21 protein-coding genes are annotated in these 24,667 nt (G+C 38.7%); 6 read left to right on the top strand and 15 right to left on the bottom strand.

All coding sequences use genetic code 11. The annotated features are described in order from the left end of the window. Nucleotides 1-7: 7 nt before the first annotated feature. From ACA100_RS03710 to apbC, 6 genes are read right to left on the bottom strand one after another with little or no spacing between them, the layout of a single operon-like run. On the bottom strand, nucleotides 8-379 hold the full coding sequence (locus tag ACA100_RS03710; protein WP_481078655.1) for a hypothetical protein: 372 nt from the start codon (nucleotides 377-379) through the stop codon (nucleotides 8-10). A gap of 20 nt (nucleotides 380-399) precedes the next feature. Beyond that, nucleotides 400-1,608, bottom strand: coding sequence for a UbiH/UbiF/VisC/COQ6 family ubiquinone biosynthesis hydroxylase (locus ACA100_RS03705; protein WP_481078654.1), 1,209 nt, complete (start codon nucleotides 1,606-1,608; stop codon nucleotides 400-402). 10 nt (nucleotides 1,609-1,618) lie between these two features. Further along, nucleotides 1,619-2,785 carry an FAD-dependent monooxygenase gene (locus tag ACA100_RS03700; protein ID WP_481078653.1) on the bottom strand — a complete coding sequence of 389 codons (1,167 nt, stop codon included), beginning with the start codon at nucleotides 2,783-2,785 and terminating at the stop codon, nucleotides 1,619-1,621. Between the two features lie 4 nt (nucleotides 2,786-2,789). Further along, on the bottom strand, nucleotides 2,790-3,554 hold the full coding sequence (gene map / locus ACA100_RS03695; RefSeq protein WP_481078652.1) for a type I methionyl aminopeptidase: 765 nt from the start codon (nucleotides 3,552-3,554) through the stop codon (nucleotides 2,790-2,792). Nucleotides 3,555-3,567: 13 nt separating this feature from the next. Then, a complete protein-coding gene (gene dcd / locus ACA100_RS03690; RefSeq protein ID WP_481078651.1) occupies nucleotides 3,568-4,137 on the bottom strand; it encodes a dCTP deaminase in 570 nt (189 codons plus the stop codon). A 3-nt stretch (nucleotides 4,138-4,140) separates the two neighbouring features. Next, nucleotides 4,141-5,223, bottom strand: a complete 1,083-nt coding sequence (gene apbC, locus ACA100_RS03685; protein ID WP_481078650.1) for an iron-sulfur cluster carrier protein ApbC — start codon at nucleotides 5,221-5,223, stop codon at nucleotides 4,141-4,143. Between the two features lie 205 nt (nucleotides 5,224-5,428). Here apbC and ACA100_RS03680 point away from each other — a divergent pair, with 205 nt between their 5' ends. Further along, nucleotides 5,429-6,103, top strand: a complete 675-nt coding sequence (locus ACA100_RS03680; protein ID WP_481078649.1) for a hypothetical protein — start codon at nucleotides 5,429-5,431, stop codon at nucleotides 6,101-6,103. Here the strand turns inward: ACA100_RS03680 and tsaE are convergent. From tsaE to gyrA, 5 genes are all read right to left on the bottom strand, one after another. Further along, complete coding sequence (gene tsaE / locus ACA100_RS03675) at nucleotides 6,092-6,553, bottom strand: tRNA (adenosine(37)-N6)-threonylcarbamoyltransferase complex ATPase subunit type 1 TsaE (protein ID WP_481078648.1); 462 nt, start codon at nucleotides 6,551-6,553, stop codon at nucleotides 6,092-6,094. The genes ACA100_RS03680 and tsaE overlap by 12 nt on opposite strands. A gap of 1 nt (nucleotide 6,554) precedes the next feature. Continuing rightward, entirely contained in the window at nucleotides 6,555-8,057 is a 1,503-nt protein-coding gene (locus ACA100_RS03670) for an NAD(P)H-hydrate dehydratase (protein ID WP_481078647.1), read from the bottom strand. Between the two features lie 174 nt (nucleotides 8,058-8,231). Continuing rightward, a complete protein-coding gene (locus tag ACA100_RS03665; protein WP_481078646.1) occupies nucleotides 8,232-9,590 on the bottom strand; it encodes an MATE family efflux transporter in 1,359 nt (452 codons plus the stop codon). Between the two features lie 23 nt (nucleotides 9,591-9,613). Next, a complete protein-coding gene (locus ACA100_RS03660; RefSeq protein WP_481078645.1) occupies nucleotides 9,614-10,291 on the bottom strand; it encodes a MarC family NAAT transporter in 678 nt (225 codons plus the stop codon). 70 nt (nucleotides 10,292-10,361) lie between these two features. Beyond that, nucleotides 10,362-12,971 (bottom strand): DNA gyrase subunit A, encoded by a 2,610-nt coding sequence (gyrA, locus tag ACA100_RS03655; RefSeq protein ID WP_481078644.1) that lies wholly within the window; start codon nucleotides 12,969-12,971, stop codon nucleotides 10,362-10,364. Nucleotides 12,972-13,168: 197 nt separating this feature from the next. Here gyrA and ACA100_RS03650 point away from each other — a divergent pair, with 197 nt between their 5' ends. Continuing rightward, complete coding sequence (locus ACA100_RS03650) at nucleotides 13,169-15,019, top strand: hypothetical protein (RefSeq protein ID WP_481078643.1); 1,851 nt, start codon at nucleotides 13,169-13,171, stop codon at nucleotides 15,017-15,019. Between the two features lie 42 nt (nucleotides 15,020-15,061). On the opposite strand, the gene ACA100_RS03645 is transcribed toward ACA100_RS03650, so the two are convergent. Genes ACA100_RS03645 through ACA100_RS03630 form a run of 4 tightly spaced genes read right to left on the bottom strand, consistent with a single transcriptional unit; the run spans nucleotide 15,062 to nucleotide 20,011 of the window. Next, entirely contained in the window at nucleotides 15,062-15,874 is an 813-nt protein-coding gene (locus ACA100_RS03645; RefSeq protein ID WP_481078642.1) for an ABC transporter ATP-binding protein, read from the bottom strand. 6 nt (nucleotides 15,875-15,880) lie between these two features. Further along, a complete protein-coding gene (locus ACA100_RS03640) occupies nucleotides 15,881-16,885 on the bottom strand; it encodes a FecCD family ABC transporter permease (RefSeq protein ID WP_481078641.1) in 1,005 nt (334 codons plus the stop codon). Continuing rightward, nucleotides 16,885-17,739, bottom strand: coding sequence for a heme/hemin ABC transporter substrate-binding protein (locus ACA100_RS03635; protein WP_481078640.1), 855 nt, complete (start codon nucleotides 17,737-17,739; stop codon nucleotides 16,885-16,887). Before ACA100_RS03635 ends, ACA100_RS03640 begins: the two co-directional genes overlap by 1 nt. 16 nt (nucleotides 17,740-17,755) lie before the next feature. Beyond that, on the bottom strand, nucleotides 17,756-20,011 hold the full coding sequence (locus tag ACA100_RS03630) for a TonB-dependent hemoglobin/transferrin/lactoferrin family receptor (protein ID WP_481078639.1): 2,256 nt from the start codon (nucleotides 20,009-20,011) through the stop codon (nucleotides 17,756-17,758). A 284-nt stretch (nucleotides 20,012-20,295) separates the two neighbouring features. Here ACA100_RS03630 and ACA100_RS03625 point away from each other — a divergent pair, with 284 nt between their 5' ends. From ACA100_RS03625 to bfr, 4 genes are all read left to right on the top strand, one after another. After that, nucleotides 20,296-21,642, top strand: a complete 1,347-nt coding sequence (locus ACA100_RS03625; protein ID WP_481078638.1) for a c-type cytochrome — start codon at nucleotides 20,296-20,298, stop codon at nucleotides 21,640-21,642. After that, nucleotides 21,642-22,538, top strand: a complete 897-nt coding sequence (locus ACA100_RS03620) for a c-type cytochrome (protein WP_481078637.1) — start codon at nucleotides 21,642-21,644, stop codon at nucleotides 22,536-22,538. Before ACA100_RS03625 ends, ACA100_RS03620 begins: the two co-directional genes overlap by 1 nt. Before the next feature lie 96 nt (nucleotides 22,539-22,634). After that, nucleotides 22,635-23,498 (top strand): tetratricopeptide repeat protein, encoded by an 864-nt coding sequence (locus ACA100_RS03615; RefSeq protein WP_481078636.1) that lies wholly within the window; start codon nucleotides 22,635-22,637, stop codon nucleotides 23,496-23,498. 695 nt (nucleotides 23,499-24,193) lie between these two features. Beyond that, nucleotides 24,194-24,664, top strand: coding sequence for a bacterioferritin (gene bfr, locus ACA100_RS03610; protein WP_481078635.1), 471 nt, complete (start codon nucleotides 24,194-24,196; stop codon nucleotides 24,662-24,664). Nucleotides 24,665-24,667: the final 3 nt, after the last annotated feature.

The following is a 24,667-nucleotide window of genomic DNA, read 5'->3' as shown; positions in this document are numbered from 1 at the left end:
CTTCCCCTTATTGAACACCTAAAGATTCTAAACGGCTCATAATCTTCTTCAAATGCATTGTTAATTCTGCATTGCGTGATTGAATCAATTCATTTTCATCTTGTAGATTCTGCACCGTTTGGGCAGATTCTGTTTGCAGCGTTTCCAACGCTTGAGATGATGCAGCCTGCAATGTTGCTAATGCTTGTGCAGATTCTGTTTGCAATGACTCAATTTTCTGAGCTGATTCAGCTTTAAGTGTTTCAATTGTATGACTAGATTCTGTCATACATTGACTCAAACTCTCTTTTAAAAGCGATAATTCAACTTTTAAACTCTTATTTTCTTCCAATAATTTGAAAATATTTGATTCTAATGTTTTGAACTTTTCTTCAATCATTCTTCATGGCCCTATTCATATCAAGGTTTAACAAATTTTGGAACATCCCCATAGTAGCCCATGGCAAATTTTGCCAATTCTCTTTTACCCAATGGAATCTTATCCGCCACTGTTAACCCAATGTTACGCAATTTATTCATCACAAAGTGGTCAGATCCACCGCTTCGCTTAAACACATCCATAGCGCCCATAACTAGCATATTATGCTTTTTACGACGTTTTTCGTACTGTTTCAATACCGCATCATCTGACAAATTCAAACCTTGTTCTCGAGCTTTCAATAACTCTTCTACCAATGTTGCGGCATCCAAAAATCCAATATTAACACCCAATCCTGCTAAAGGATGAATATTATGTGCAGCATCTCCTGCCAAAACAAAATGGTCACGATAATAATTACGAGCATGATTGAGTCGCAAAGGAAATGCTCCCAAACTCCAATCTGCATCAATGCGACCAAATCTTCCACCAAATGCATCAGTTAAACGCTGGCTAAACGCTTCTCGATCCAAAGCCAATAATTCATCTGCTTCTTGGTGCGTTGTATGCCAAGCCAATGAACAGCGGCCATCATTCAACGGCAATAAAGCCACAGGACCATTGGTTGTGAATTTTTGCCAACAAGTATTATCATGTCCGCGTTCAGGTTTGACTTGTCCAACAATTGTTTTTTGCCCGTAGCTCCAACCTGTACACGGAATATTCGCCCAATCACGAATCAATGAACGACCGCCATCTGCACCCACAACCAATTCAGCTTCGTACTTTTCACCATCATCCGTTTGAACAACTACACTGCCTGCTAGATTTTCAAAACTCACCAATTTACGCTGATCTAATAGTGTAATATTCGGCGCAACCTTAACGCGATCCAACAATGCGCCTTGCGTTGCTTCGTTATCTAGAATCCAGCCTAGTGCATCTGATCCTGTGCCATCTGCATCAAATTGTAATGCGCCATCACCAGCGCCATCCCAGACATACATATGCAAAAATGGTGTCATTCTACCGCTGTGTAATAACTGATCCCAAACACCAACATGCTCCAACCATTTGCGACTAGAAGGCGTGAATGCAGAAACTCGTAAGCCATAATCATCTTTAGGATACAATTTTTCAATGGGTGCAAACTCAACGATTAATATCTTCAACCCTGATTCAGCCAACGCTAAACCAATGCTTGAACCTACTAAACCTGCGCCATTAATGATGACATCAAATTTCTGCATATTTAATCTCCTAATAACCCATGCCGATCGTTGCTATTTTCTTTTTCATAAACGGCAAAGTTTTAACGCCCAACAACCCTAAGGAACGAGCTGTTTGTGCCATTGTTCCTTTCACACCAAATGCATTGACGAGAAAGTCTGTCGCGCCGACAGTTTTAATAATATCTTTGCGGCGCACTTCATTGAACTCGGCTAATACTGATTCTGTTGGATAGTGATGATGATTAAAAAGCTCAATGATCGCTTCGCAATCACGAATCCCCAAATTTAATCCTTGTCCTGCAATCGGATGCAAACCATGAGCGCTATTACCTGCCAACAATAATTTACCTGCCACCACTTTTTTGGGAATCATCAGTGTTAATGGCCAGATTTGACGATCACTCACTTCCGTAATATTCCCCAATCTTGCGCCAATGCGCGCAATGATTTCAGCAGCATAAGTTAAATCTGAAGCTTTTTGCCATTTGGCTGTTTCACGGCTATCTGCAATCAAAACAACGGCCATTTCACAATCATTCACAGGTAACAAAGCTAAAGGCCCTGATTCTGTAAAGCGTTCATAAGCTGTGTTACGATGAGGTTTTTCAAAGGCTGCACGCGCAATGACAGCCACTTGATCATAATCACGCGAAAAAGTTTCAACGCCAAAATTATTGCGCAGTACAGAATTAACACCTTCAGCAGCAATCAGCCAATCAAATTGTTGTGTAATGATTTCGCCATTTTGTTGGAAAGTAACTTCACCACAATTTAAACTGTGAGTTGGTATAATTTTACTGCCTAAAGATAAAGTCACGTTGTTTTGCGTTTGTAACTGCTCATACAATGCCAAAATCACTTGACCTTGAGGCACTAAAAAGCCGAAATGGTCAATGTCCTGCTTTTTAGCTTGCATCAACACTTCGACTTTACAGTGCTTCTGTGAAACATGAACAGCATCAATCGCTGTTGCATGTTCACTCATTGCATTCCAAACACCCAAACGTTTGAAAAACTCAACCGTTCGATGCGATAACGCCAACATACGACGATCATCCACCAAAATCGCTCGATCAATACTACTTTTTTGATCCAAAAGCGTTACTTGATGATTCGATTGCCCTAATCCTAATGCCAACGCTAATCCAATTGGACCTGCGCCTGAAATACAAAAAGAGAGTGAATGATCCGTCATAATATTATTGTCTTGGTAATGTTAAAATTTCATATCCCGTTGCTGTCACAAGAATTTGGTGCTCCCATTGTGCTGACAATGAGCGATCTCTTGTCACAACTGTCCAATGATCCCCTAAAACCTTACAAGTATGCTTACCAACATTCAACATTGGCTCAATAGTAAAAATCATACCTTCCTGCATAATGTCCGTCACTTTTGGTGAATCATAATGCAATACTAATGGTGCTTCGTGGAACTCAATGCCAACGCCATGACCACAAAAATCTTCTACAACAGAAAAATGGTTAGCATGCGCATGTTTTTGAATCACTTGACCAATTTCACGGAATGATGCACCAGGTTTCACAACCTCGATCCCTTTCATCATACATTCGTATGTTGTATCAATTAAACGCTTCGCTAATACAGAAGGCTCACCTGCTGTATACATACGACTGTTATCACCATAATAACCATCTAAAATCACTGTGACATCAATGTTTAAAATGTCACCTTTTTTTAGTGCTTTATCGTTAGGAATCCCATGACAAACAACGTGATTCAATGAAATACATGTATATTTAGGAAAACCTGGATCACCATAACCATAACACGCAGAAACAGCACCATGATCCACAATAAACTGATTCATGATGTTGTCTAATTCTTCAGTTGTGATGCCAACTTTAACGTGCTCACCGATCATATCCAAAACATCAGCCGCTAAACGACATGCTTTACGAATACCTTCGATTTGTTCTGGTGTTTTAATTCTAATGTCAGACATTACTATCCTTCTATTACGTTCTTGGTAGTGTTACACCCGTTTGACCTTGGTATTTACCACCACGATCTTTATAGGATGTTTCACAAATTTCATCAGATTCAAAAAAGAGCATTTGTGCCACGCCTTCGCCCGCATAGATTTTTGCAGGTAATGGTGTCGTATTAGAGAACTCTAATGTTACATGCCCTTCCCATTCAGGCTCCAATGGCGTTACATTTACAATAATCCCACAACGCGCGTAAGTGGACTTGCCTAAGCAAACCGTCAATACGCTACGTGGAATGCGGAAATATTCAACTGTTCTAGCCAACGCAAATGAGTTCGGTGGAATGATACAAACATCCGAAACCACATCCACAAATGTGCCATCTTCAAAGTTTTTAGGATCAACGATTGTGGAATTAATGTTTGTGAATACTTTGAACTCATTGCTACAACGAACATCATAACCATAGCTTGAAGTACCATAGCTGATGATGCGATTGTCATTGTCATCATAACGCACTTGGTTTGGCGCAAAAGGTTCAATCATGCCGTACTTTTCGGCTTGCTCACGGATCCAACGATCAGATTTAATGCTCATAATTTAGCTGTTCTCTACAACAATTTTAGGGAATTTGCCTGCCACATCTTTTGGTCTCTGTGACAAATGTGAAACCATTTTAAGTGCAATCTCTTGATAACGCAAAGCAATATCCGAATCATTTAGCGTTTGAACTTCACCATTATCCAATGCTTTACGCACACGAATATCTAATGGTAATTGACCTAATAATGGTACATGGCTATCTTGCGCTAACAATTTACCGCCATCTACGCCAAAAATTGCCTCTTCATGACCGCAGTTAGAACAAACATGTGTGCTCATATTTTCTACAACACCCAAAATTGGCACATCCACTTTTTCAAACATATCAATGCCTTTACGTGCATCAATCAATGCAATATCTTGTGGCGTTGTCACAATCACACTGCCAGCCACTGGAATTTTTTGTGACAATGTTAATTGAATGTCACCTGTTCCTGGCGGCATATCAATGATTAAATAATCAATGTCGCGCCAATTTGTATCATTCAATAATTGTGTTAAAGCACCCACAGCCATTGGTGCGCGCCAAATCATTGCATCTTTTTCATCCACTAAGAAACCAATGGACATTGCTTGCATACCATCGATTTCAATCGGCTCCATGCTCTTATTATCTTTCGATACGGGTTTATCTTTCGTGCCCAACATTTTTGGCATACTTGGACCATAAATATCCGCATCTAGAATACCCACGGAGAAACCTTCATTTTTCAGAGCATTCGCAATATTGATAGACGTTGTTGATTTACCAACGCCACCTTTGCCCGAACCCACTGCAATTATATTTTTAATATTTTTTAATGGTTTCAAACCATTTTGAACTTTATGCGCAACGTTTTTCGCTTTAATCTCAAAACGAACACTTTCGCCTGCTTTCAAAAGCGGCTGAATTGCTTCACCGCATGCCTTGAGTAAAGCATCATTGTAAGTTTTGCTTTCAAAATTGAGAGTAATCACTACAACATAAGTTTGATCTTTTTCTAACCAATCTACAGATGTAATGCGCAGTAAATCGCCAAGCTTCTTATTATCAAAGATAACTTTGACATCATTTAAAGCATTCATGATCTGTTCTTTCATACAACCCTCAACATAATTTTAGACAATTGCTCTTATTCTAGCACGGCTCAAGTCATCTAGACGAACTCTCAGGGCCTGATATTTATCACAAATATTACGAGTTATATGAATTGACGATTAAATTCAAATGATTGATTGTTTTTCCATGATATAATTTTCTGAATTACAATTTAAATCACCATAGATATATAGAGACAGGATAATTATGAAAAAAATAATCCCTTTGAGTATGGCAAGCTTAATCGTATTGTCTGGTTGTATTTGGCCTGCTGTAGATGGCGCCCCTGTTTACGGTGTTCCTTATAATCAACCCATCGCTGAACAACCAAAATACGATTATGAAAAATATAATGCATGGGAAGTTTCTGCCGTAGAACGCAACTCTTTAGACAGAGAAGTTGCTGATTTCAACCAGAATTCTTCTTATAAAATGCAAGAAACCTTAAGAAAATCTATTGTAGAAGTTAAGCAAAAATATCCTTTATTATTTAAAAAGCAAAATAATATTTTTGAAAATGATGTGTTCTTAGTCGGTGCATTAGTCAATGCTAAAGACATCAATAAAAGCGAAAAAGCTGGTCGCATCGTTGGCATGGGCTTAACAGATGCCATTGGTAAGACAGCGCGCGCTAAATACATTCGCTACAAACGCGATATGATTGCGGTACAAAATAAAATGGTTGTACCAACTGCGGAAGCATCAAGAGCTGCTGCGACATTTAACGCAGATGTTATCGTAATGGGTGCTTATACTGTCAATGCGGAAGATATTTCGATTCGTTACAATTTCTATGATGCAAAAACACGCGCCTTCTTAGCAGAAGGCAGTGCTGTGATTCCATTAGATCGCAATACAACTAAATTCGCATCAGACATCTAACATAGATATAACTTGTTGCCCAATCTTTGATTTGGGCAACAGTTGCATTGATAAGCTTTCTGCTCTTTCTAAAACTAATAATAAATCAGGTTCAGGCAAGGATTCCCCACCTTTTTCAGGCCATTCGATCAACCATACTTTATGATCATCTTCCAAAAAGCCTAAATCATACAGATCTTCTTCTTCAATACGATATAGATCAATGTGATCAATATTTAAATCACCCGCAACATAGCTTTCAATAATCGTATATGTTGGACTCTTAATGGTTTCTTCAACACCTAAAGCTTTCAAAAAATATTTTGAAAATGTTGTTTTCCCAGCGCCTAAATCACCAGATAAATATAACTTAAAGGCTTGTAAATTTTGTGATGCGATCACTACTGCAAGTTTTTCCGCAACTGCAGCAGTATCTGCTTCACTGAATAATTCAATTGTTAATGCGTCCATTCTAATCCTTCAATTGGGCGATGGCTTTTGGTAAGAACTCGATCACATCTGTCGCAATCACAGAGCGATAACCTTGTCCTGCACATAAATCCCCAGAAAAACCATGCAACCAAACACCTAAACGTGTTGCACGTCTCAAAGAAACGCCTTGCACAATTAATCCTGCAATAATTCCACTTAATGCATCGCCCATCCCAGCGCTTGCCATTGCAGGGTTGCCCGTTGTATTAATGCTTAAAAAGTCTGAATCACACACTAAAGAGCCTGCACCTTTTAACACAGTGATCCCAAATTTTTCTGACAATTGATAAGCAGAAACCAAACGATCTGCTTCCACATCATTCACAGTGCCATGCAATAAGCGTGCTGCTTCGACAGGATGCGGCGTAATGACATGATTATCTTTATTCTCTTCTAGTAGTTCTTTGGAAATCTTATCCTGAGCAATCAAATTCAAACCATCTGCATCGATGACGATTGGTTTGCCCGATGCCAATACCGCATTCATCAATTCAATGGACCATGCATCTGTCCCTAAACCACAGCCTAAAACGATACAAGTTGCAACTTCTAATAATGGCGCTAAATCTTCTGCGCCATACACGCCTCGCACCATCAATTCAGGATGATAAGGAATAACCGCTGTCGCATGATGAGGATGCGTTGCAATAGAAACTCTACCAGCACCAATGCGTAGTGCAGCATGACCTGCCAATAAAGCTGCACCTGCCATCCCCATATTTCCGCCCACGACGAGAATATGACCAAAATTACCTTTATGATTAAACTTCTTACGATCAGGAAACCACTCTGCCATCGTTGGTAGATTAAAACAACATGATGCCGCATGAATGGATTCAAAACACTCTTCTGGAATACCTAAATCAGAACAAATGACTTTACCCACATATTCAGGGCCTTTACCTGTATATAAGCCAGGCTTCTGTGCAATGAATGTAATGGTTTCTGTTGCTTTTACTGCTTCACTCAAAATGGCGCCAGTATTTGCATTTAAGCCTGATGGCACATCCAATGAAATCACAGGTTTTCCGCTACGATTAATTAACATCGCAGCACCCAACCATTCGCCAGATAATGCGCGGTTAACACCTGTTCCCATCATTGCATCGATGATTAAATCTGCATCATCTAAACAACTGGAAGAGAAAGATTCGCAAGGTACGCCCATGCCTTTCGCCGCTAAATAAGCCTTACGAACATCGTCCACCAAGTTATTGGGGTCTGCTAAATAAAATATTTTAACTTCAAATCCTGCACTCAATGCTTGCTGAGCAAAGAAATAACCATCACCACCATTACGGCCAGCGCCAACAATCACTGCAATTTTTTTAACATCTGGATAAGACTTATATAAGTAACCTAGCACAAAAAGCGCAGCACGCTGCATGAGTGTGATAGATGCAATATTGAGCACTTCTAGTGCGCGTTTCTCGATATCCTTGATGGCATGAATGTCATACAAAGGTGTTGAAGCGTTCTTCATAATACTTAACAATCCTATAAAATATGTGATTGAGCTAATTTAGAAACCTATAGGCCGACTAAAATAGTCCTAAGATTTGGAGCTGTATAGCATTAGAGCATTTTTTATACAGCGAACAGTGCTAATGTAGCGAAATGTTTCGGACATAACATAGAAATCAAAGTTGTCATTGACTTATGTCAAACCATACATCTGCCTCATTCGCTTAAACTGCCATTGCAAGCGTAAATTCGACAAAATTGCAGAACATGTTAAGCCCACAATCAATCCAATCCACACACCTTCTGCTTGCATATCTTTCGTTACAGCTAAATGATAACCAATTGGCAATGCAACTAACCAATAAGACGTAATCCCAATCACCATCGGTGCTTTTGTATCTTTCATACCACGCAAACAACCTGCTGCTGCAATCTGTAAACCATCTGGCAATTGGAAAATAATAGAGAACAACAACAAATGTGTCGTTAAGCTCAGAATTTCAGGATCATTCGTAAACACCATTGGTAAATATGATTTCAATGCAAATAGATAAATACCTGTGCAAATCATAATACCAAAACAAGTCAAACGCCCCATTTTTGCAATTCTAATCGCACCTTCATAATCTTTTCGACCAATTCTTTGGCCAATCAATGCAATTAAGGCAAACGAAGTACTGAGCGGCACCATGAACGTCAAACTTGTAATATTCAATGCAATTTGGTGACTATTGATCACAATTTCACCAAAGCGCCCCAAGATTAAACCAGAGACAGAGAACATTGCGATTTCAGCAAAAATAGATGCACCATTTGGCACGCCAATTTGTAACAATGCTTTCACTTGTTTAAAAACGCGGGCTCGGTAGCTGAATAGATTCAACTTCTTCAACCGTGGTTCAACGCGATAAAACATCAGCATACTCAATAGCATACTCCACATCGCAATTGCTGTACCTAAGCCCGAGCCGATAACACCATAACTATCCAAACCTATAGGCTCATAACCATAAACCAAAAGATAGTTCATCACACCATTCACAACAAAACCGATGAATGTCACAATCGTTACAGGAACTGGACGCGCAACACCTTCACACACACAACGCAATGTATTGAATAAGAAAATAGCAGGCACACCCATAGACAATGCACGTAAATAATCCACAGATAGAGGAATCACATCTTCTTGCACTTCAAAGAAACGCAAAATATGTTCTGATTGCCACATAATCGAAATTGCAATCGCAGCAAAAACCATAGCGACAGAAGCACCGCCATGAAAAATAATCGGTATACGTTTCACACGGTTTGCCCCGAACTGATGCGCCGTTAAAATTGTTACCGCCATCAATGTTCCGCTAGCAAACAATAAAATTGGGTTCCATACAAAAACCCCCATCGCAACACCTGATTGTACGAGTGCATCAAAATGCCCTGTGATTGCAATATCTGTTGTGCCCATGCCCACTTGTAACAACTGAGTACATAAAATAGGGAACGCCAACATGATGAGTGCTTTAAACTCAGCACCCACAAAAAGTTTCTTCATCCAAATTCCTTATAACAATAAAATTATTTCGCCAATGGTGCTTGATGTAATATTTCGAGCACACCATTAATGCAAAACTGTACGCCCATACAAACCAACAAGAAACCCATGACTCGAGAAATTGCATCTATACCACTTTGACCAATTTTCGCCACAATCTTTGCTGAACTTTTTAAACAGAACCATAAGAATAAGCATAGTCCAATAAATGAGATTATGGGTGCACTTAACATTACCCACATTGGCGCACCAAAACTTGGCAATGTCGATGCAATACTGATCACCATGGCGATGGTTCCTGGGCCTGCAAATCCTGGCATTGTTAAAGGGATAAACGCTAAACTCGAAGAACTTGTGCCTTTGCCTTTCAACTCATCTTTTTTGCTTTCTAATTCAGGAGAAGTCGATGAGCTTTGTGCAGGAAACAACATTTGAAAGCCAATCACCATGACAATCAAACCGCCCGCTATACGAAGCCCAGGAATTGAGATCCCAAAAACCTTCATCACCAAATGACCGCAATAAAAACTAATCAACATCACTGCCAGTGAATATTTCGCCGCCTGCTTTGCTTGCTTGTTTTTCTCCTCATCGGGCAGACGAGAACCTAAACTCATCATCAAAGTTACTGATACTAATGGATTAGCCAATGGCAACAACATAAAAAAAACAACAAAGATAATTTTTACAAATTCAAACATGCTATTTTCTCCTTTGATAAAAAAGATAAGGCAGGTTATGCCTGCCTTATCCTGAGTTTTAGTATAATAATTATTCTACTGTTTGATCTTCAGAAATCGGCTCTTCTAAACTCTCTGCATTTTCCTCTTCGACATCGTCAATCTCTTCTGCCTCAACCGCAGTTAAGCCCACCAATTTATCCGACTCATCCAAACGGATTAGACGAACGCCTTGAGTATTACGACCTAAAATAGAGATTTCTGAAACGCGTGTACGAACAAGAACGCCATTACTTGAAATTAGAATAACCTCTTCTTCCTCTTTCACCAAGCATGCACTGATGACATTACCATTACGCTCAGAAGTTTGAATACCAATCATGCCTTTACCACCACGACGATGACGTGTGAACTCTTCTGTGCGAGTACGTTTACCATAGCCATTTTCTGTGGCGATCAAAACAACGCTATCATCATTAGGAATGATCATAGATAGAATTGTTTGCTCATCTGTTAAATTCATAGATTTAACACCGCGCGCGCCACGACCAGTATCACGAACATCTTCCTCGCTAAAGCGATTCACTTTACCATCTGATGTAAAGAGCATAATGTCTTTTGTGCCATCAGTAATCGTTGTACCAATCAATTCATCACCTTCATCCAATGTGATTGCAATCACGCCTGTTGAACGCTGGCTTGCGAATTTATCCAATGTTGTCTTCTTGATTACACCAAGTTTCGTTGCCATCACGATATATTTATCAGCAACATATTCTTCCACTGGCATAATAGAGCTAATATATTCTCCTTCTGACAATGGCAACATATTCACGATTGGGCGACCTGTTGAACCACGACCTGCTTCTGGTAACTCATATGTATGCAACCAATAAACGCGACCAATTGAAGAGAAGCACATCAACTGTGAATGCGTGCTTGTCGTCATCATATTCACAACGTAATCTTCATCTTTAACTTTAGCTGCGGATTTACCACGGCCACCACGTTTTTGCGCTTGATACTCACCAAGCTGCTGATATTTCACATAACCACGACGAGATAATGTCACCACAACTTGCTCATCTGCAATTAAATCTAAGATATTAATATCTTCTGCAGCTTGGCAAATTTCAGTACGACGCTCATCATGATAATCAGAACGTACTTTTTCTAACTCTTCTAATACAACTTCACGTAAACGATCAGGATTCACTAAAATTTCAATGAATGCTGCAATTGCTTCTAATAAGCCTTCGTATTCACCGTGAATCTTATCTTGCTCTAAACCTGTTAAACGCTGTAAACGCATATCCAAGATCGCTTGCGCTTGTGTTTCTGTTAAGCGATAGCCTTCAGCCAATAAGCCAAAGCCTTCTAACTCGCTCATTTTTGCATTTTCATTCAAGTGTGCAGCGCGCTCTAACATTGGTACAACATCACCTGCTGCCCAAATCTTCGCAAGCATTTTAGTTTTCGCAGTTGCGCCATCTGGTGAGGAACGAATCAGTTCGATCATTTCATCGATGTTCGCCAACGCAACCGTTAAACCTTCTAACAAATGTGCGCGTTCACGAGCTTTACGCAAATCAAAAATTGTACGGCGTGTAATCACTTCGCGACGATGCGCCACGAATGCTTCTAATACTTGCTTCAAGTTCAACAATTTTGGCTGACCTTGGTCGATCGCAACCATGTTGATACTGAAGCTACTTTGCAATGAAGTGTGCTTGTAGAGTTGGTTCAATACAACCATCCCAGATTCACCGCGTTTCAATTCGATGACGATGCGCATACCGTCTTTATCGGATTCATCACGCAAGCCATCTGGCGCAATACCTTCAACAATTTTATCGCGGTGTAATTCAACAATTTTCTCAATCAAGCGAGCTTTGTTCACTTGATAAGGCAACTCTGAAACCACGATAACTTCACGATTACGTTTCTCATCGATTTCGATTTCACAACGTGCACGAATCACAACACGGCCACGGCCTGTGTGATACGCTTCACGGATTCCGCGTGTACCATTAATGATCGCAGCTGTTGGAAAATCTGGTGCAGGAATGTGCTCCATCAATCCATCAATTGTGATTTCAGGATCATTGATCAACGCAACACAAGCATTAATTGTTTCAGTCAAGTTGTGTGGAGGAATATTTGTCGCCATACCAACAGCAATCCCTGATGAACCATTCACCAATAAATTTGGAATTTGCGTTGGCAATACAGAAGGCTCGATTTCAGAACCATCATAGTTTGGAATGAATTCAACTGTATCTTTTTCAATGTCTTGTAATAAAGTATGTGCAATTTTGCTCATTCTAACTTCGGTATAACGCATTGCAGCGGGTGAGTCACCATCCACAGAGCCGAAGTTACCTTGACCATCCACCAACATGTAACGCATTGAGAATGGCTGTGCCATACGAACGATTGAATCATAAATCGCGCTATCACCATGCGGATGGTATTTACCCATCACATCACCCACGATACGTGCAGATTTTTTATAAGGCTTATTCCAATCGACATGAGCTTGGTTCATCGAATGCAAAATTCGACGATGGACAGGCTTCAATCCATCCCGAACATCTGGCAAAGCACGACCAATGATCACGCTCATTGCATAGTCGAGATAGGATTTCTTCATCTCTTCTTCTAAGTTGACCGAAACTATCTCTTTGGCAAACTCACTCATTGAATATCCTTTGTATAATAATTAACCGTATAACCGAAAAATTATATCACAAAAAGGTATTTTCTGCCCGAAATTCACAGATTGGAATTCCTTGATTTTTAGCAAGTTTTTACACAAATGGAATCACTTGATATCCAAGCATAATTAGCGAATGATAATATGAATAAAATAATCATTAAGTATAAGGTTTATAACAAATGAAAAAATTAGGTATTTTGCTTATTACTCTAAGCTTAATTAGCCCGATAGCATACTCACAAAACAATGATCTATTACCTGAACTACAAAAGTTCATGGAACTTAAACCATTAGATCAAACTCGCTTCAAAGGCAATGCTTATATTGCATTAATGGGTTTAACATATCCAAAAGATAATTGGCAAACGGCTTATGAAGAAATCCTAATTCATAATGACCCGATTATTCAACAAAGAGTGAAGAATGGCGCAATCTTAATGAATTATCCACAAGATCTTTTACAATTAGCTCTCAAAATTAAAGATGAAATGGATTCAGGTGCCGAAATAAACCAGCTTGCAATGTATAAACCAGCCAAAGATACATTACATTTAGATAATCTAACGACAGAAAAATTCTTGAAATTTCAGCAAACACCTTATCTCAATGAACAATTTTCACGAGCACAAGATTACTTTCTATGTCAGCAATATCGTAATACTAATTGTATTAATGAAATGCAAAAAAGAAAGGAATACATTCAACAAGTGATTAAGGACAACCAAGTCATACTAAAACGATTTAGGCACATAGTTTCAAGCGCTGATCACTATGATTTCATCATTATAGATGGACAAACCTTTTCAGATATAGGCTTGGCATTACCTACTTATCAACCCTACTTAAATATTTACCAACTCAATCTTGCTGATGCTATCCTAGATATTACAGAAAATAATGTAGAGTCAGGGATTCATAAGTTATGGCTAGCAAGACAATGGGTTGATCTATTCTATAAAGAAAAATCACAACCGACTTTGATCGACGCCATGATAATGGTAAACGCCACTCAATTTTTAGATCAAACCACAAATGCACTTTTAGATTCAGGGTTATTACAAAACTATTTAGATAATCCACAATTCAGAAAAGTCATTTCGCCTTATCCAAACTCTCTTAGCCAAAAAGCTTTTCAAACTGTGCTGTGGGACATTTCATATAGCTATAAATCCGTTTCTTATCCATTCATTAAAATATATAATGCACCAACGAATTTAGACCTTTCTAAAGAGCACGATCTAATTATTGCCACCTACTTAGAGCGATATGTTTCTAAATACGACTTACCACCCTCTTTAAAAAATCTTAGTGAAATATTATTACAAGAAGCAACACCCAATTGGTCAGAAGCAGAAGAATTATTCACATTGATGACATTGCACGATGATAACGTCAATACACGCATGACAGATTCCATTAATAATATCTCAACACCTCAAGATAAAGCCAATACTGAAAAATTACGTCAATCTTATAATGATTCAGAAAAGGCTATAGAACAATGGTATCAAAACTACTTTAAACGAATGAATTTCACAGAAAAAGATGCTATTACTTATTTAAATACAAAATATTCTTCTATCCCTTTCTATAACGATTTCTATCGAGCATTCCAAATTCTGACACAAGCTAATGATGACAATGTTTTACTCACTGATGATAAAATATCTGAACTACTGTCTAACAAAGTTGATCCAAAGCACTGGGCAGAAATTACTGATAACAAGAAACCTTCTTGGCTATATATCTATTGGGCAAGAGTAATGGAACCTCAAAATTATCATCAATTGGTTTATCTAAAATACCTTATTTTCAAAAATAAAATTTCTATAGACAACATCCCTGTATTTTTAGAATCTCAAAAGGATTTAGCAAAAAATATAGTAACAAAAGAACCTTATTCTTTTGATGTTGAAACAGGAATATTATCAACCCCATTACCAATAGATAATCGTCTTTTACCGAGTAATGTAAGGCATGCTCAAAATGATGATAAAACTATTCAAAATTTTGAAGTAAGAATTAAATAATCTGTAACAAATTAAATGCCCATTCAAAATGGGCATTTTCAGTTACTCATAACCAAATATCGACAGCGAATGTGCATTTGGATGATCGTGATTGGTTAGCTCCACAAATGGAATATTAAAGACCTCGCCAAGAATTCGGCCATCTTTCAATGATTGTGAATCATAAACGCCGTGCAATTCACCTTGCTTCAAAACAACACATTGATCCGCGGCATGGAGCGCCTGATTCAGATCATGCATCACACAAACGATCGTAATGCCCTTTTCTTGCAATGTTTTAAAGTATTTCAGCAAATGCTTTTGATGATACAAATCCAGATGATTAAAAGGCTCGTCCAATAGCAATAAGCGATCTTCTTGACTGATCGTCAACTCAAACAATACCTGAACTAAAACTCTGCCAATTTGCGTACGATGCTGTTCACCACCTGACAAAACCTGATAAGTTCGATCTAACAAATGTGTTAACTGCAATTGCTCTGCAACTTCCATTATGACAGCTCGTGCACCTTCATGACGATAACTCACGCCATGTGGCATTAAACCCATTGATAAAATAGCCATCACATTAATGGCGAATGGAATATGTTGCAATTGTGGTAGAACACAACGCTTTTGAGCCAGTTCCGCGATCGTATAATCCTGCAAAACATAACCATCTAAGCGAATCTCACCTGTTGTTGGTTGTTCATCGCCTGACAGCATATTCAATAGTGTTGTTTTACCTGCGCCATTTGGCCCGATCAAAGCTGTGAATTGATGCTTTGGAATCTGTAACTCAGGCACATTGACCAATGTACGATCGCCCTTACGAGTTTTGATCGCATAAGAGACATTTTTTAACGTAAACATCATAATCCCCTAGCGCATACCTGATTGGCGATAAACCAAGCAACCTAAGAATGGCGCACCAATGAAGGCTGTGAAAATACCGATTGGCACTTCTGCTGGTGCAGCTAAAGTTCTTGATAAGCTATCTGCAAACAGGAGCAACAAACCACCCGACATAAATGACAATGGCAAAACATAGCGATGATCTGAACCAAAAAACATGCGCACTAAATGGGGAATCACCAAGCCCACAAAACCAATCCCACCAGAGAATGCAACCGCGCTGCCTGTTAAGATTGCAACACCCCAGATTTGTTGTTTCTTCAATCGCTCTACATTCACACCTAAATGTTTTGCTTCACGTTCACCCAAAAGCATTGCATTCATCGCCCGAATCTTAAGTAAGAATAACGGCACTATGATTAACTGCAATACAAACAAGATTGTAATCTTTGTATAATCAAAACCACCTAAACTACCCAAAGACCAAAATGTCAATGAGCGCAGCTCTTCATCACTTGCGATGAAAGTTAATAATCCCAAAAGCGCCCCGATGAAAGCATTGATCGCAATGCCCACCAATAACATTGCGCTCACGCTAACACCGTGGTTGTGCTTTGAGAAATGGTATAAAAAAGCTGTCACAGCCCACCCACCAATGCAGGCTGCAACAGGTAGCGTATAATCGTTTAAGTATTCTATTAGTGCAGGAAATAGCTTACCACCCAAAACAATCGTCAACGCCACAAAAAAGGCCGCACCACTTGATACACCAATGATTCCTGGCTCCACCAAGGGATTGCGAAATAAACCTTGCATCACAGCACCAGAAATGGCGAATGCACCGCCCACTAACAATGCTGCAAGAATTCTTGGCAAGCGAACCTGCCAAAAGATATAACTATCTAAACTCTCAAAATTGAAAATTTCACGCCAATTAATGGTTAACGCGCCAAAATAACTAGAAACAACCACGGTTAACACAATTAAACCTGTCATAAAAAGCAGGCTTAATGATAAAGATTTACTGCCCACTACTGTTCCCCTAAGCACTCATCGATCATATGGCTTAGCGTCAAACCATCATCATACAAATGAACGCCGTAGACCAAAACATGGCTAATATCCACTTCAAATACACATTTTGGCTGTACTTGCTTTGGCCATCCAATGCTTGCCACATCTTTGCGAGTCACAGGGGCACTTTTTTCACCAAACTCTTTACGCGTACCAACCAAAACAATTTCTGCATCCTGCTGAATCTGCGTCTCTAAATTCACTGATTTATAGGACTTAAACTGGCTGGCAAATGGATTATGCAATCCCAACAAATCTATCAATGCTGTTGCACTTGTCTCTCCACCCGCAAAACTTTTAGATCCGCCACCGCCCATCTCTTCCATGATGAATAACGTATTACGCGCACCACGTTGCTCAATCGCTTTTTTCAAAAGATTATGTTTTGTCTCCAAAGATTGATTCAATGCTTCACTTTTGACAGGTTCATTAAAAATATCGCCCATCTGAAAAACCAAACCTTTCAACTCATCTAAATTACTTGGCTTAGCCAATACAAAGGATGGAATACCAGAATGATTAACTTGTTCAACAACATTTTTAGGACCAGAATCTGATGACCATAAAATTAATGAAGGTTTTAAGGACAACATGCCTTCCGTCGATAGTGCAATGCGATAACCCACATCTGGCAGTTTTTTTAAAGCCTCATTGTAGCGACTGGTTGTATCCGCACCCACCAATGTTTGAGCTTTGCCCAGCGCTTCCACAATTTGCGTAATGTATGCAGAAGTTGAAATCACTCGCTCTTCTGCCATCGAAGTATTCATTAACCCTGCCATTAAAAGTGCAGATAAAACCATTTTTTTCATTTTTTGCCCATTAGCCTTAGAAATTTACCGTCACAGAAATACCCGCATTAATGCCTGGCTCTGTACCACGCTCAATGGATCTTTGACTGGTTTGCCCCATGCGACTTCCCCAATTCCAATGTTTTTTGTCTAAAAGGTTATAGATACCTGCATTCACACGAACATTCTCTGTCGGCTTATATTCAGCCACTAAATCCAAAGTGCCATAACCTGGCATTTTTGTTACACCTAGATCACGCAATGATTTTGAAATATCTTTCTCTTTTTTCGGTGCGACCAATTTCCAATTTAAACCGACATAAGCTGTATCGCTGTATGCATAACCCAAGCCCAAAACAACGGTTAATGGCTCTACACTATTAATAGGCTCTTTTGTTTTATCATCCTTACCTTTGGCATAAGCTGCGCTTGCATTAAAGCGTAATTCTCCATCACCATTGTGTAATTCCATTACACGCAAACTTGTTTTAGCTTCTAAACCATAGATATAGCTTTTGTCTAAGTTAACGGATTGGAAAATCATTGAGCCCGTATTTGGATCTCTGCCCACCATTGCCATCTCTTCGATGAAATCACTATAACGCGTATAGAATGCTGCAACAGAAGCCGTATTCACATCATCGTTGTAATTCCAACCTAACTCAAAAGTCTTACTCTTTTCGGGTTTTAAATTAGGATTTGAGATCGTGGTATAACCATGTGCCAGATTTGAAAAGCCCATATTCACCGCACTGAATCCTGGTGCTTTAAAACCTTCAGCATAGTTTGCATACAATGTTTGTGTATCTGTTGGATAATATAAGATTGCCAAGCGCTTCGACAAATGACCTTTATTGATACTGGCTGGCGGCAATGTTCCAGGATTTGCCTCAATGAATGCACCCCCTTGCTTCACACGCAAAGAGTAATGATCGTAACGTAGCCCTGCAATCACTTCGATTGTGTTATTCAAGAAACCTATGCGATCTTGTACAAATAGACCATATTCTTGCACTTTAGAATCTGGAAAGCTCTTATTCGGGAATGTTTGAGATTCTGTTGATTGTCCTGTTGTACGATTGATCGTATCACCCAATCTCAATGTTTTAACTTTCGTATGTTTATAATTCGCACCGTAGGTTAGCTCATGAGAAATGTCTCCGAACATAATGCTCTTAGAAAATTCTGTAGAAAAACCAAATTGGTCATTATCGAAATTAGATTGTCTCCAACGATCAGAAATCGTGCCGTTGAAAGATTTTCTCGCTTCATTAACAACTTGGCGCGCCTTTGTAGATTGGTAATAAGCCATCCAATGACCTTTATCAAACATTGGCGTTGCAACATTAAAATCATGGCGTAAATTAAATTGTTTGCGTGTATTTTTCATACTGGATTTGTAATCATCAAAACGCGGTGCTATCGACATATTCATCGTTCGCTCACCAATTTGACTCAATCCTTTATCCCATGAACGACCATTATATATTTCATAACTCAATGCGAGTTTGTGCTCAGCATTTGGCTCATAAACAACTTTTGCCAATAAATTTCTGATGTTAGATTCTGCAGGATTTGGATGTTTACGATCGCCGCCCAACTCTGATTCACTGTAAGCCTTACCATAATAATTTTCGCGCTCGTAATGTTTACGGAATGATGCACGTACAAATGCAGATAATTCATCCGTCACTTTTGCCGCAGCTGTACCTGTAATCAATTGGTCACGATCCACAGAATTATAGCCCGTTTTAATTTCAAAACCTGTTCTTCTGCCTTCTTGGATAAAATCTTCAGGATCCTTCGTCTGCATAAAAATGCCGCCCGCTAAAGCACTACTGCCATACAACATGGAAACTGGACCTTTAATGATGTCAATGGACTTCATCGCATCTACATCGAAGTAACCTTGCCCAATATTGGTATAACCACCTGGAAAGGAAAATGCCATAGGGATTTGTGCGCCATCAATCGCGATCATCACGCGATCTTCACCCACACCACGAATACGCACATTATCCATTCGACCTGAAGATGTCATATCCACACTCACACCAGCTTCATAACGTAGAGCATTTCTTAAATCCGTCGCACCAATGCGATCCATCGTTTCGCTCGTCACTTGTGATAAGCTTGTGGCTGCTTCTTCAGCAACGCGATCATCTTTCAAAGCTGCGACAACCACGCGAGTTGTGCCAACTTCTTTCAATGCCTTTTCTTCAGCGTGAACAGATGAACCAAACAATGCTGTCGTGAGCATTGTGAACAACAAAGTGCGACGGTGATTATACATAACAATTCCCAAATGCAATTAAATATTAATATCAAATGATATTTATTCTCGTATGAGTATTATTTATATTTAATCGATATTGTCAATCAAAATTTATCGGGATCTTTTAAAAAATTAATGATCGATTGCCTTAACAAAAATCCCCATCACCCTTGTTTGCTTGATTACCATCAATTTTGTTCCAACAAATGAAGAATTCTATCTTTAAAAAATCCGTATCATGAGACACTCGCTATATCTAAAAATAATTTCGATATAAAAACGGTAACAAAGCGAGGGGAAATATGAAAAAACTCTTAATCAAACTGACAATATTCGGCATCATCGCCTTTATTGTTATATTTGCAGGCTCTTTTCTGATCATAAAAAATCGAACCAAAACATTTATTGAACTACCCAAAACGACACAAGAAACATTACAACGTGGTGAATATGTTGCACGCTTATCAGATTGCGCAGCCTGTCACACAGCACCAGGTGATCATGAATATGCTGGTGGTTTAGCAATGCAAACACCCTTCGGTGCAATCTATTCCACAAATATCACACCCGATAAAACAACGGGCATTGGTCACTATTCTTTAGAGGAATTTGGTAATGCGGTTAAGCATGGTATTCATCGCGATGGTGCAGCCCTTTACCCTGCAATGCCCTATGCTTCATATACATTAATGCCAGATGAAGACATCGCAGCAATGTATGCATATTTCATGGAATCTGTACCAGCAATTCACAAAGAGAACGCCGCTTCTACATTTCCTTGGATCATCAGCATGCGTTGGCCAGTTGCTTATTGGCAGATGCTGTTTGCACCTGTGCGTGAGTTTAAAAGCAATCCTCAGTTAACAGAATTACAGAATCACGGTGCTTATCTTGTTGAAGGACCAGGACATTGCGGTGCTTGTCATACACCGCGCGGTATTGCTTACCAAGAAAAAGCCCTGACTAATGATAAGAGCGATCTATTTTTATCTGGCGCATTAATTGATGGTTGGAGAGCGAAAAGTTTACGTGGCGAAGGTCAAGGTTTAAAAACTTGGAGCGAAGATGAAATCGTTGAATTCTTGAAAACTGGTCGTACAGATAAAGTTGCTGCATTTGGCGCAATGGCTGACGTTGTAGAGCACAGCTCACAATATTGGACAGAAAAAGATCTAAAAGCCACCGCAAGTTATTTAAAAACATTATCACCTGCCCCCAACAAATCTCTAGAATTGGCGACACAAAAAGATACAACAACAGATTTATTATTATCAGACAAATTCAGAGATCCAGGTGCCATCTTATACATGGAAAACTGTAATATTTGCCATAGAGCAGATGGCGCTGGCGTTCCACGCATCTTCCCTGCTTTGAATCAAAATACAGCAATTACAGCCCAAAATGCACAATCCGTCATACAAGTGACATTAGAAGGCGGAAAAATGCCTAATACACCAGCAGATAGAATGGCATTCGCTATGCCGAGTTTTAATCATTTAAGTGACAATGAGGTTGCACTAGTGATTAACTTCATTCGTAATTCTTGGAACAATGTTTCACCTGAAATCACAGCACAAGATGTTGCTGAAATTCGCCATTTCTTGGCCAACAAAGCTCCAAATATTTCCTCAGTAAAGGAGGATAAATAATGAAAAAACGTACTATTTTATCCTTAAGTGTCATAGCATTCATGCTCACAACAGCGTTAGCTTACACCTTAACAGCTGCCCAACCAACTGAGTTTTCTATGACTGATAAAGAAGGCAAACCTTTACCTGATTATGTTGTGCCATCTGATTTAGCAATCCTACAAGAACCTAATGCAGATGAAATTTTTTATGGCAAAGAGCTATTGAATAACACAAAACGATTACTACCTGAAAATGTCGGTGCCACAATGAACTGCAATAGCTGCCACATTGCAGAAGGTAAAGCAGAATTTGGTGCACCTTATTTAACGACAACGCATCAATATCCAAAAATTATGCCTCGCGCAGGTAAATTAGTCACAATTGAAGGTAGAATTAATGGCTGTTTCCAGCGATCAATGAACGGTAAACCATTGGCCCCTGAATCTCGAGAAATGAAGGCGATGATTGCTTATATGGATTGGCTCAGCCAAACGCAACCTGAAGGTGCGAAGGTCAAACTTGTGAATTCTGGTCCAATTGATCAATCCCTTATACCCAATATAGATAATGGACAGATCATTTATGCAGAACGCTGTGCATTATGTCATGGCAACGATGGCGAAGGATTGAAAGATCAACGCGGCAATCTCATTTTTCCGCCATTATGGGGCGATGAATCATTCAACATTGGCGCGGGCATGGCAAGAACATATAAAGCCGCTCAATTTGTTAAATACAATATGCCAATGGGCGTTGAAACCACAGGAATTTGGGGGCAAGGCGATCAAGGTACATTGACAGATCAAGAAGCCGTAGATGTTTCAGAATACTTCACACATATGCCAAGACCAGATTTTTCTGGGAAAGTTAATGATTGGCCAAAAGGCAACAAACCCAAAGATGCGAGATATTAATTTCGCTTAAAGTACAAGCCATTCTTCCCCCGAATGGCTTTTCTTTTCATGCATCCTTTATAATTGAAGATCATAGACTCTTCTAGGATTATTATTATGAAACTCCGCCTTTTTTCTACATTAGCATTGTCGATCATAATGACTGCATGTAATTCTTTGCCATCACAGGAGATCGAAACTCTCTCAGCAGAATCTCTTTACCATAAAGGTGTTGAATCGTTGGCAGGACATGGTGCACCGCGTGATACCAAAAAAGCATTACAATATTTTGAAGCTGCCAGTGAAAAAGGTTCTCCATCTGCTGATAATGCTATTGCTGTAATCTATGATGAAGGCATTGGCGTCAAATCTGATAAGCATAAAGCACTCAAATATTACGAAAAAGCAGCTGAATCACAAGAAACATCTGCACAATATAATTTAGCCGCATATTACTATGAGAATGATCCCAACCATCCAAAACTCCAAGAATATCTCAATCACACCGTAGCAAGTAAAGATACAGCTGCATTAAATCTACAAGCACGCATACAATTACGAAATAAAAATTTTAAAGAAGCATATCAACTATTCACTAAAGCTGCTTGGCAACAAAATCCTGAAGCATTCTTTTATCTCTACCTCATGAATCAAGAAGGTAAAGGCACGCAAAAAAATAAAACCAAAGCCCTCACTTATCTCAAAAAATCTGCGGAGCTTCAACAGCCCAATGCTCTATTCACATTAGGTTCAATGTACTTAAAAGGCGAAGGTGTGCACAAAAATCCTACAAAAGCATTTCAACTATTAACAGAAGCGGCAAAAGCAGGACATACTCAAGCAATTGTGAATCTCGCCATTATGTATAACAAAGGCGAAGGCGTCGAACAAAATTCACAAAAAGCGGGACAATTATTAGAAATTGCAGCAGCTCAAGGTGACCCACAAGCAATACGCGCGCTTAAAAATATATCCAACTGATTGATTCAAATAAAAATAATTATTTTTATAGATTTTTTATTAAAAAATGAACACGAGAAAATTGACTACATTCTAAATACAAAAATGAAGTCAATTTTTAAAAAACAATGCGTCAAATTATTTATAATCAAATAGTTATAATGTTTTTATGGTAATTTAACCTTATATTTATTGCTCCATATAAAAAATAAAGTGATTTTTATCATAGATAATATGAATTAAAAATTGACATAAATAGTAATTCTGATATTATGTCACTCGACATCTAGAAATTCTAGATGTTCTCCTCCATATCCTCCTTTGGTGGTTATTTTGCCGAAATTCAGTTTTCGGCTTTTTTTTGCCTGAAATTTATGATTACTCTAACTCAATAGAGAATGTGACTAAAATTGGAATAAATATGGGTTTATCTAATTTTTGTTAATATTTTTGCGAATCATCATGATTCCCTATTTCTTATAATTCATCGTTGTCTTATCTTTATAGTGTATATAATAAGGCTTATTACTATAAACACAAATTGCTATTCATTCTCATTATATGTTGTTTATCATATCCTTTTAATTATTAAATGCTAGAGAGCAACATTTAACTAAAGTTATCAATAAGTTAGTAAAATAAAAAGTCAGTATTTACATAAATTTAATGTATAATGAACCTTAGGTATTGCCAATATTTTAAATAAGGAGAACATCATGAAAGGAAGTCAAAAAGTCATCGATTACTTAAACGTATTATTAGCAGGCGAATTAGCTGCGCGTGATCAATACTTTATCCACTCAGCGATGTATCAAGAGTGGGGCTATAAAAAGTTATTCGATAGAATTCGCCACGAAATGGATGATGAAACAGAACATGCGCAATTGATCATCTCTCGCTTACTATTATTAGAAGCAACACCCAATATGATTCCTGATAAATTGGACATTGGTGCGGATGTCGTTGCAATGCTTGAAAGTGACTTACGTTTAGAATTAAGCGTACGTGAAGCATTGAAGAAAGGCATCAAACTGTGTGAAGAAGAACAAGATTATGTCACTCGTGATATGTTAGTGGTTCAATTAAAAGACACTGAAGAAGATCATGCACATTGGCTAGAAACTCAGCTACGTTTAATCAAAACGATTTCTTTACCAAACTATCTTCAAGACCAATTGAACGGCTAGGAG

Source organism: Wohlfahrtiimonas sp. XWW7 (assembly GCF_056716055.1).
This window is presented reverse-complemented; position numbering and strand designations above follow the sequence as displayed.

What these genes read in the sequence shown, in the direction of transcription:
- ACA100_RS03710 (WP_481078655.1), bottom strand. Translation starts at nt 379, where the DNA reads ATGATTGAAGAAAAGTTCAAAACATTAGAATCAAATATTTTCAAATTA.
- ACA100_RS03705 (WP_481078654.1), bottom strand. Translation starts at nt 1,608, where the DNA reads ATGCAGAAATTTGATGTCATCATTAATGGCGCAGGTTTAGTAGGTTCA.
- ACA100_RS03700 (WP_481078653.1), bottom strand. Translation starts at nt 2,785, where the DNA reads ATGACGGATCATTCACTCTCTTTTTGTATTTCAGGCGCAGGTCCAATT.
- map (WP_481078652.1), bottom strand. Translation starts at nt 3,554, where the DNA reads ATGTCTGACATTAGAATTAAAACACCAGAACAAATCGAAGGTATTCGT.
- dcd (WP_481078651.1), bottom strand. Translation starts at nt 4,137, where the DNA reads ATGAGCATTAAATCTGATCGTTGGATCCGTGAGCAAGCCGAAAAGTAC.
- apbC (WP_481078650.1), bottom strand. Translation starts at nt 5,223, where the DNA reads ATGAAAGAACAGATCATGAATGCTTTAAATGATGTCAAAGTTATCTTT.
- ACA100_RS03680 (WP_481078649.1), top strand. Translation starts at nt 5,429, where the DNA reads ATGAAAAAAATAATCCCTTTGAGTATGGCAAGCTTAATCGTATTGTCT.
- tsaE (WP_481078648.1), bottom strand. Translation starts at nt 6,553, where the DNA reads ATGGACGCATTAACAATTGAATTATTCAGTGAAGCAGATACTGCTGCA.
- ACA100_RS03670 (WP_481078647.1), bottom strand. Translation starts at nt 8,057, where the DNA reads ATGAAGAACGCTTCAACACCTTTGTATGACATTCATGCCATCAAGGAT.
- ACA100_RS03665 (WP_481078646.1), bottom strand. Translation starts at nt 9,590, where the DNA reads ATGAAGAAACTTTTTGTGGGTGCTGAGTTTAAAGCACTCATCATGTTG.
- ACA100_RS03660 (WP_481078645.1), bottom strand. Translation starts at nt 10,291, where the DNA reads ATGTTTGAATTTGTAAAAATTATCTTTGTTGTTTTTTTTATGTTGTTG.
- gyrA (WP_481078644.1), bottom strand. Translation starts at nt 12,971, where the DNA reads ATGAGTGAGTTTGCCAAAGAGATAGTTTCGGTCAACTTAGAAGAAGAG.
- ACA100_RS03650 (WP_481078643.1), top strand. Translation starts at nt 13,169, where the DNA reads ATGAAAAAATTAGGTATTTTGCTTATTACTCTAAGCTTAATTAGCCCG.
- ACA100_RS03645 (WP_481078642.1), bottom strand. Translation starts at nt 15,874, where the DNA reads ATGATGTTTACGTTAAAAAATGTCTCTTATGCGATCAAAACTCGTAAG.
- ACA100_RS03635 (WP_481078640.1), bottom strand. Translation starts at nt 17,739, where the DNA reads ATGAAAAAAATGGTTTTATCTGCACTTTTAATGGCAGGGTTAATGAAT.
- ACA100_RS03630 (WP_481078639.1), bottom strand. Translation starts at nt 20,011, where the DNA reads ATGTATAATCACCGTCGCACTTTGTTGTTCACAATGCTCACGACAGCA.
- ACA100_RS03625 (WP_481078638.1), top strand. Translation starts at nt 20,296, where the DNA reads ATGAAAAAACTCTTAATCAAACTGACAATATTCGGCATCATCGCCTTT.
- ACA100_RS03620 (WP_481078637.1), top strand. Translation starts at nt 21,642, where the DNA reads ATGAAAAAACGTACTATTTTATCCTTAAGTGTCATAGCATTCATGCTC.
- ACA100_RS03615 (WP_481078636.1), top strand. Translation starts at nt 22,635, where the DNA reads ATGAAACTCCGCCTTTTTTCTACATTAGCATTGTCGATCATAATGACT.
- bfr (WP_481078635.1), top strand. Translation starts at nt 24,194, where the DNA reads ATGAAAGGAAGTCAAAAAGTCATCGATTACTTAAACGTATTATTAGCA.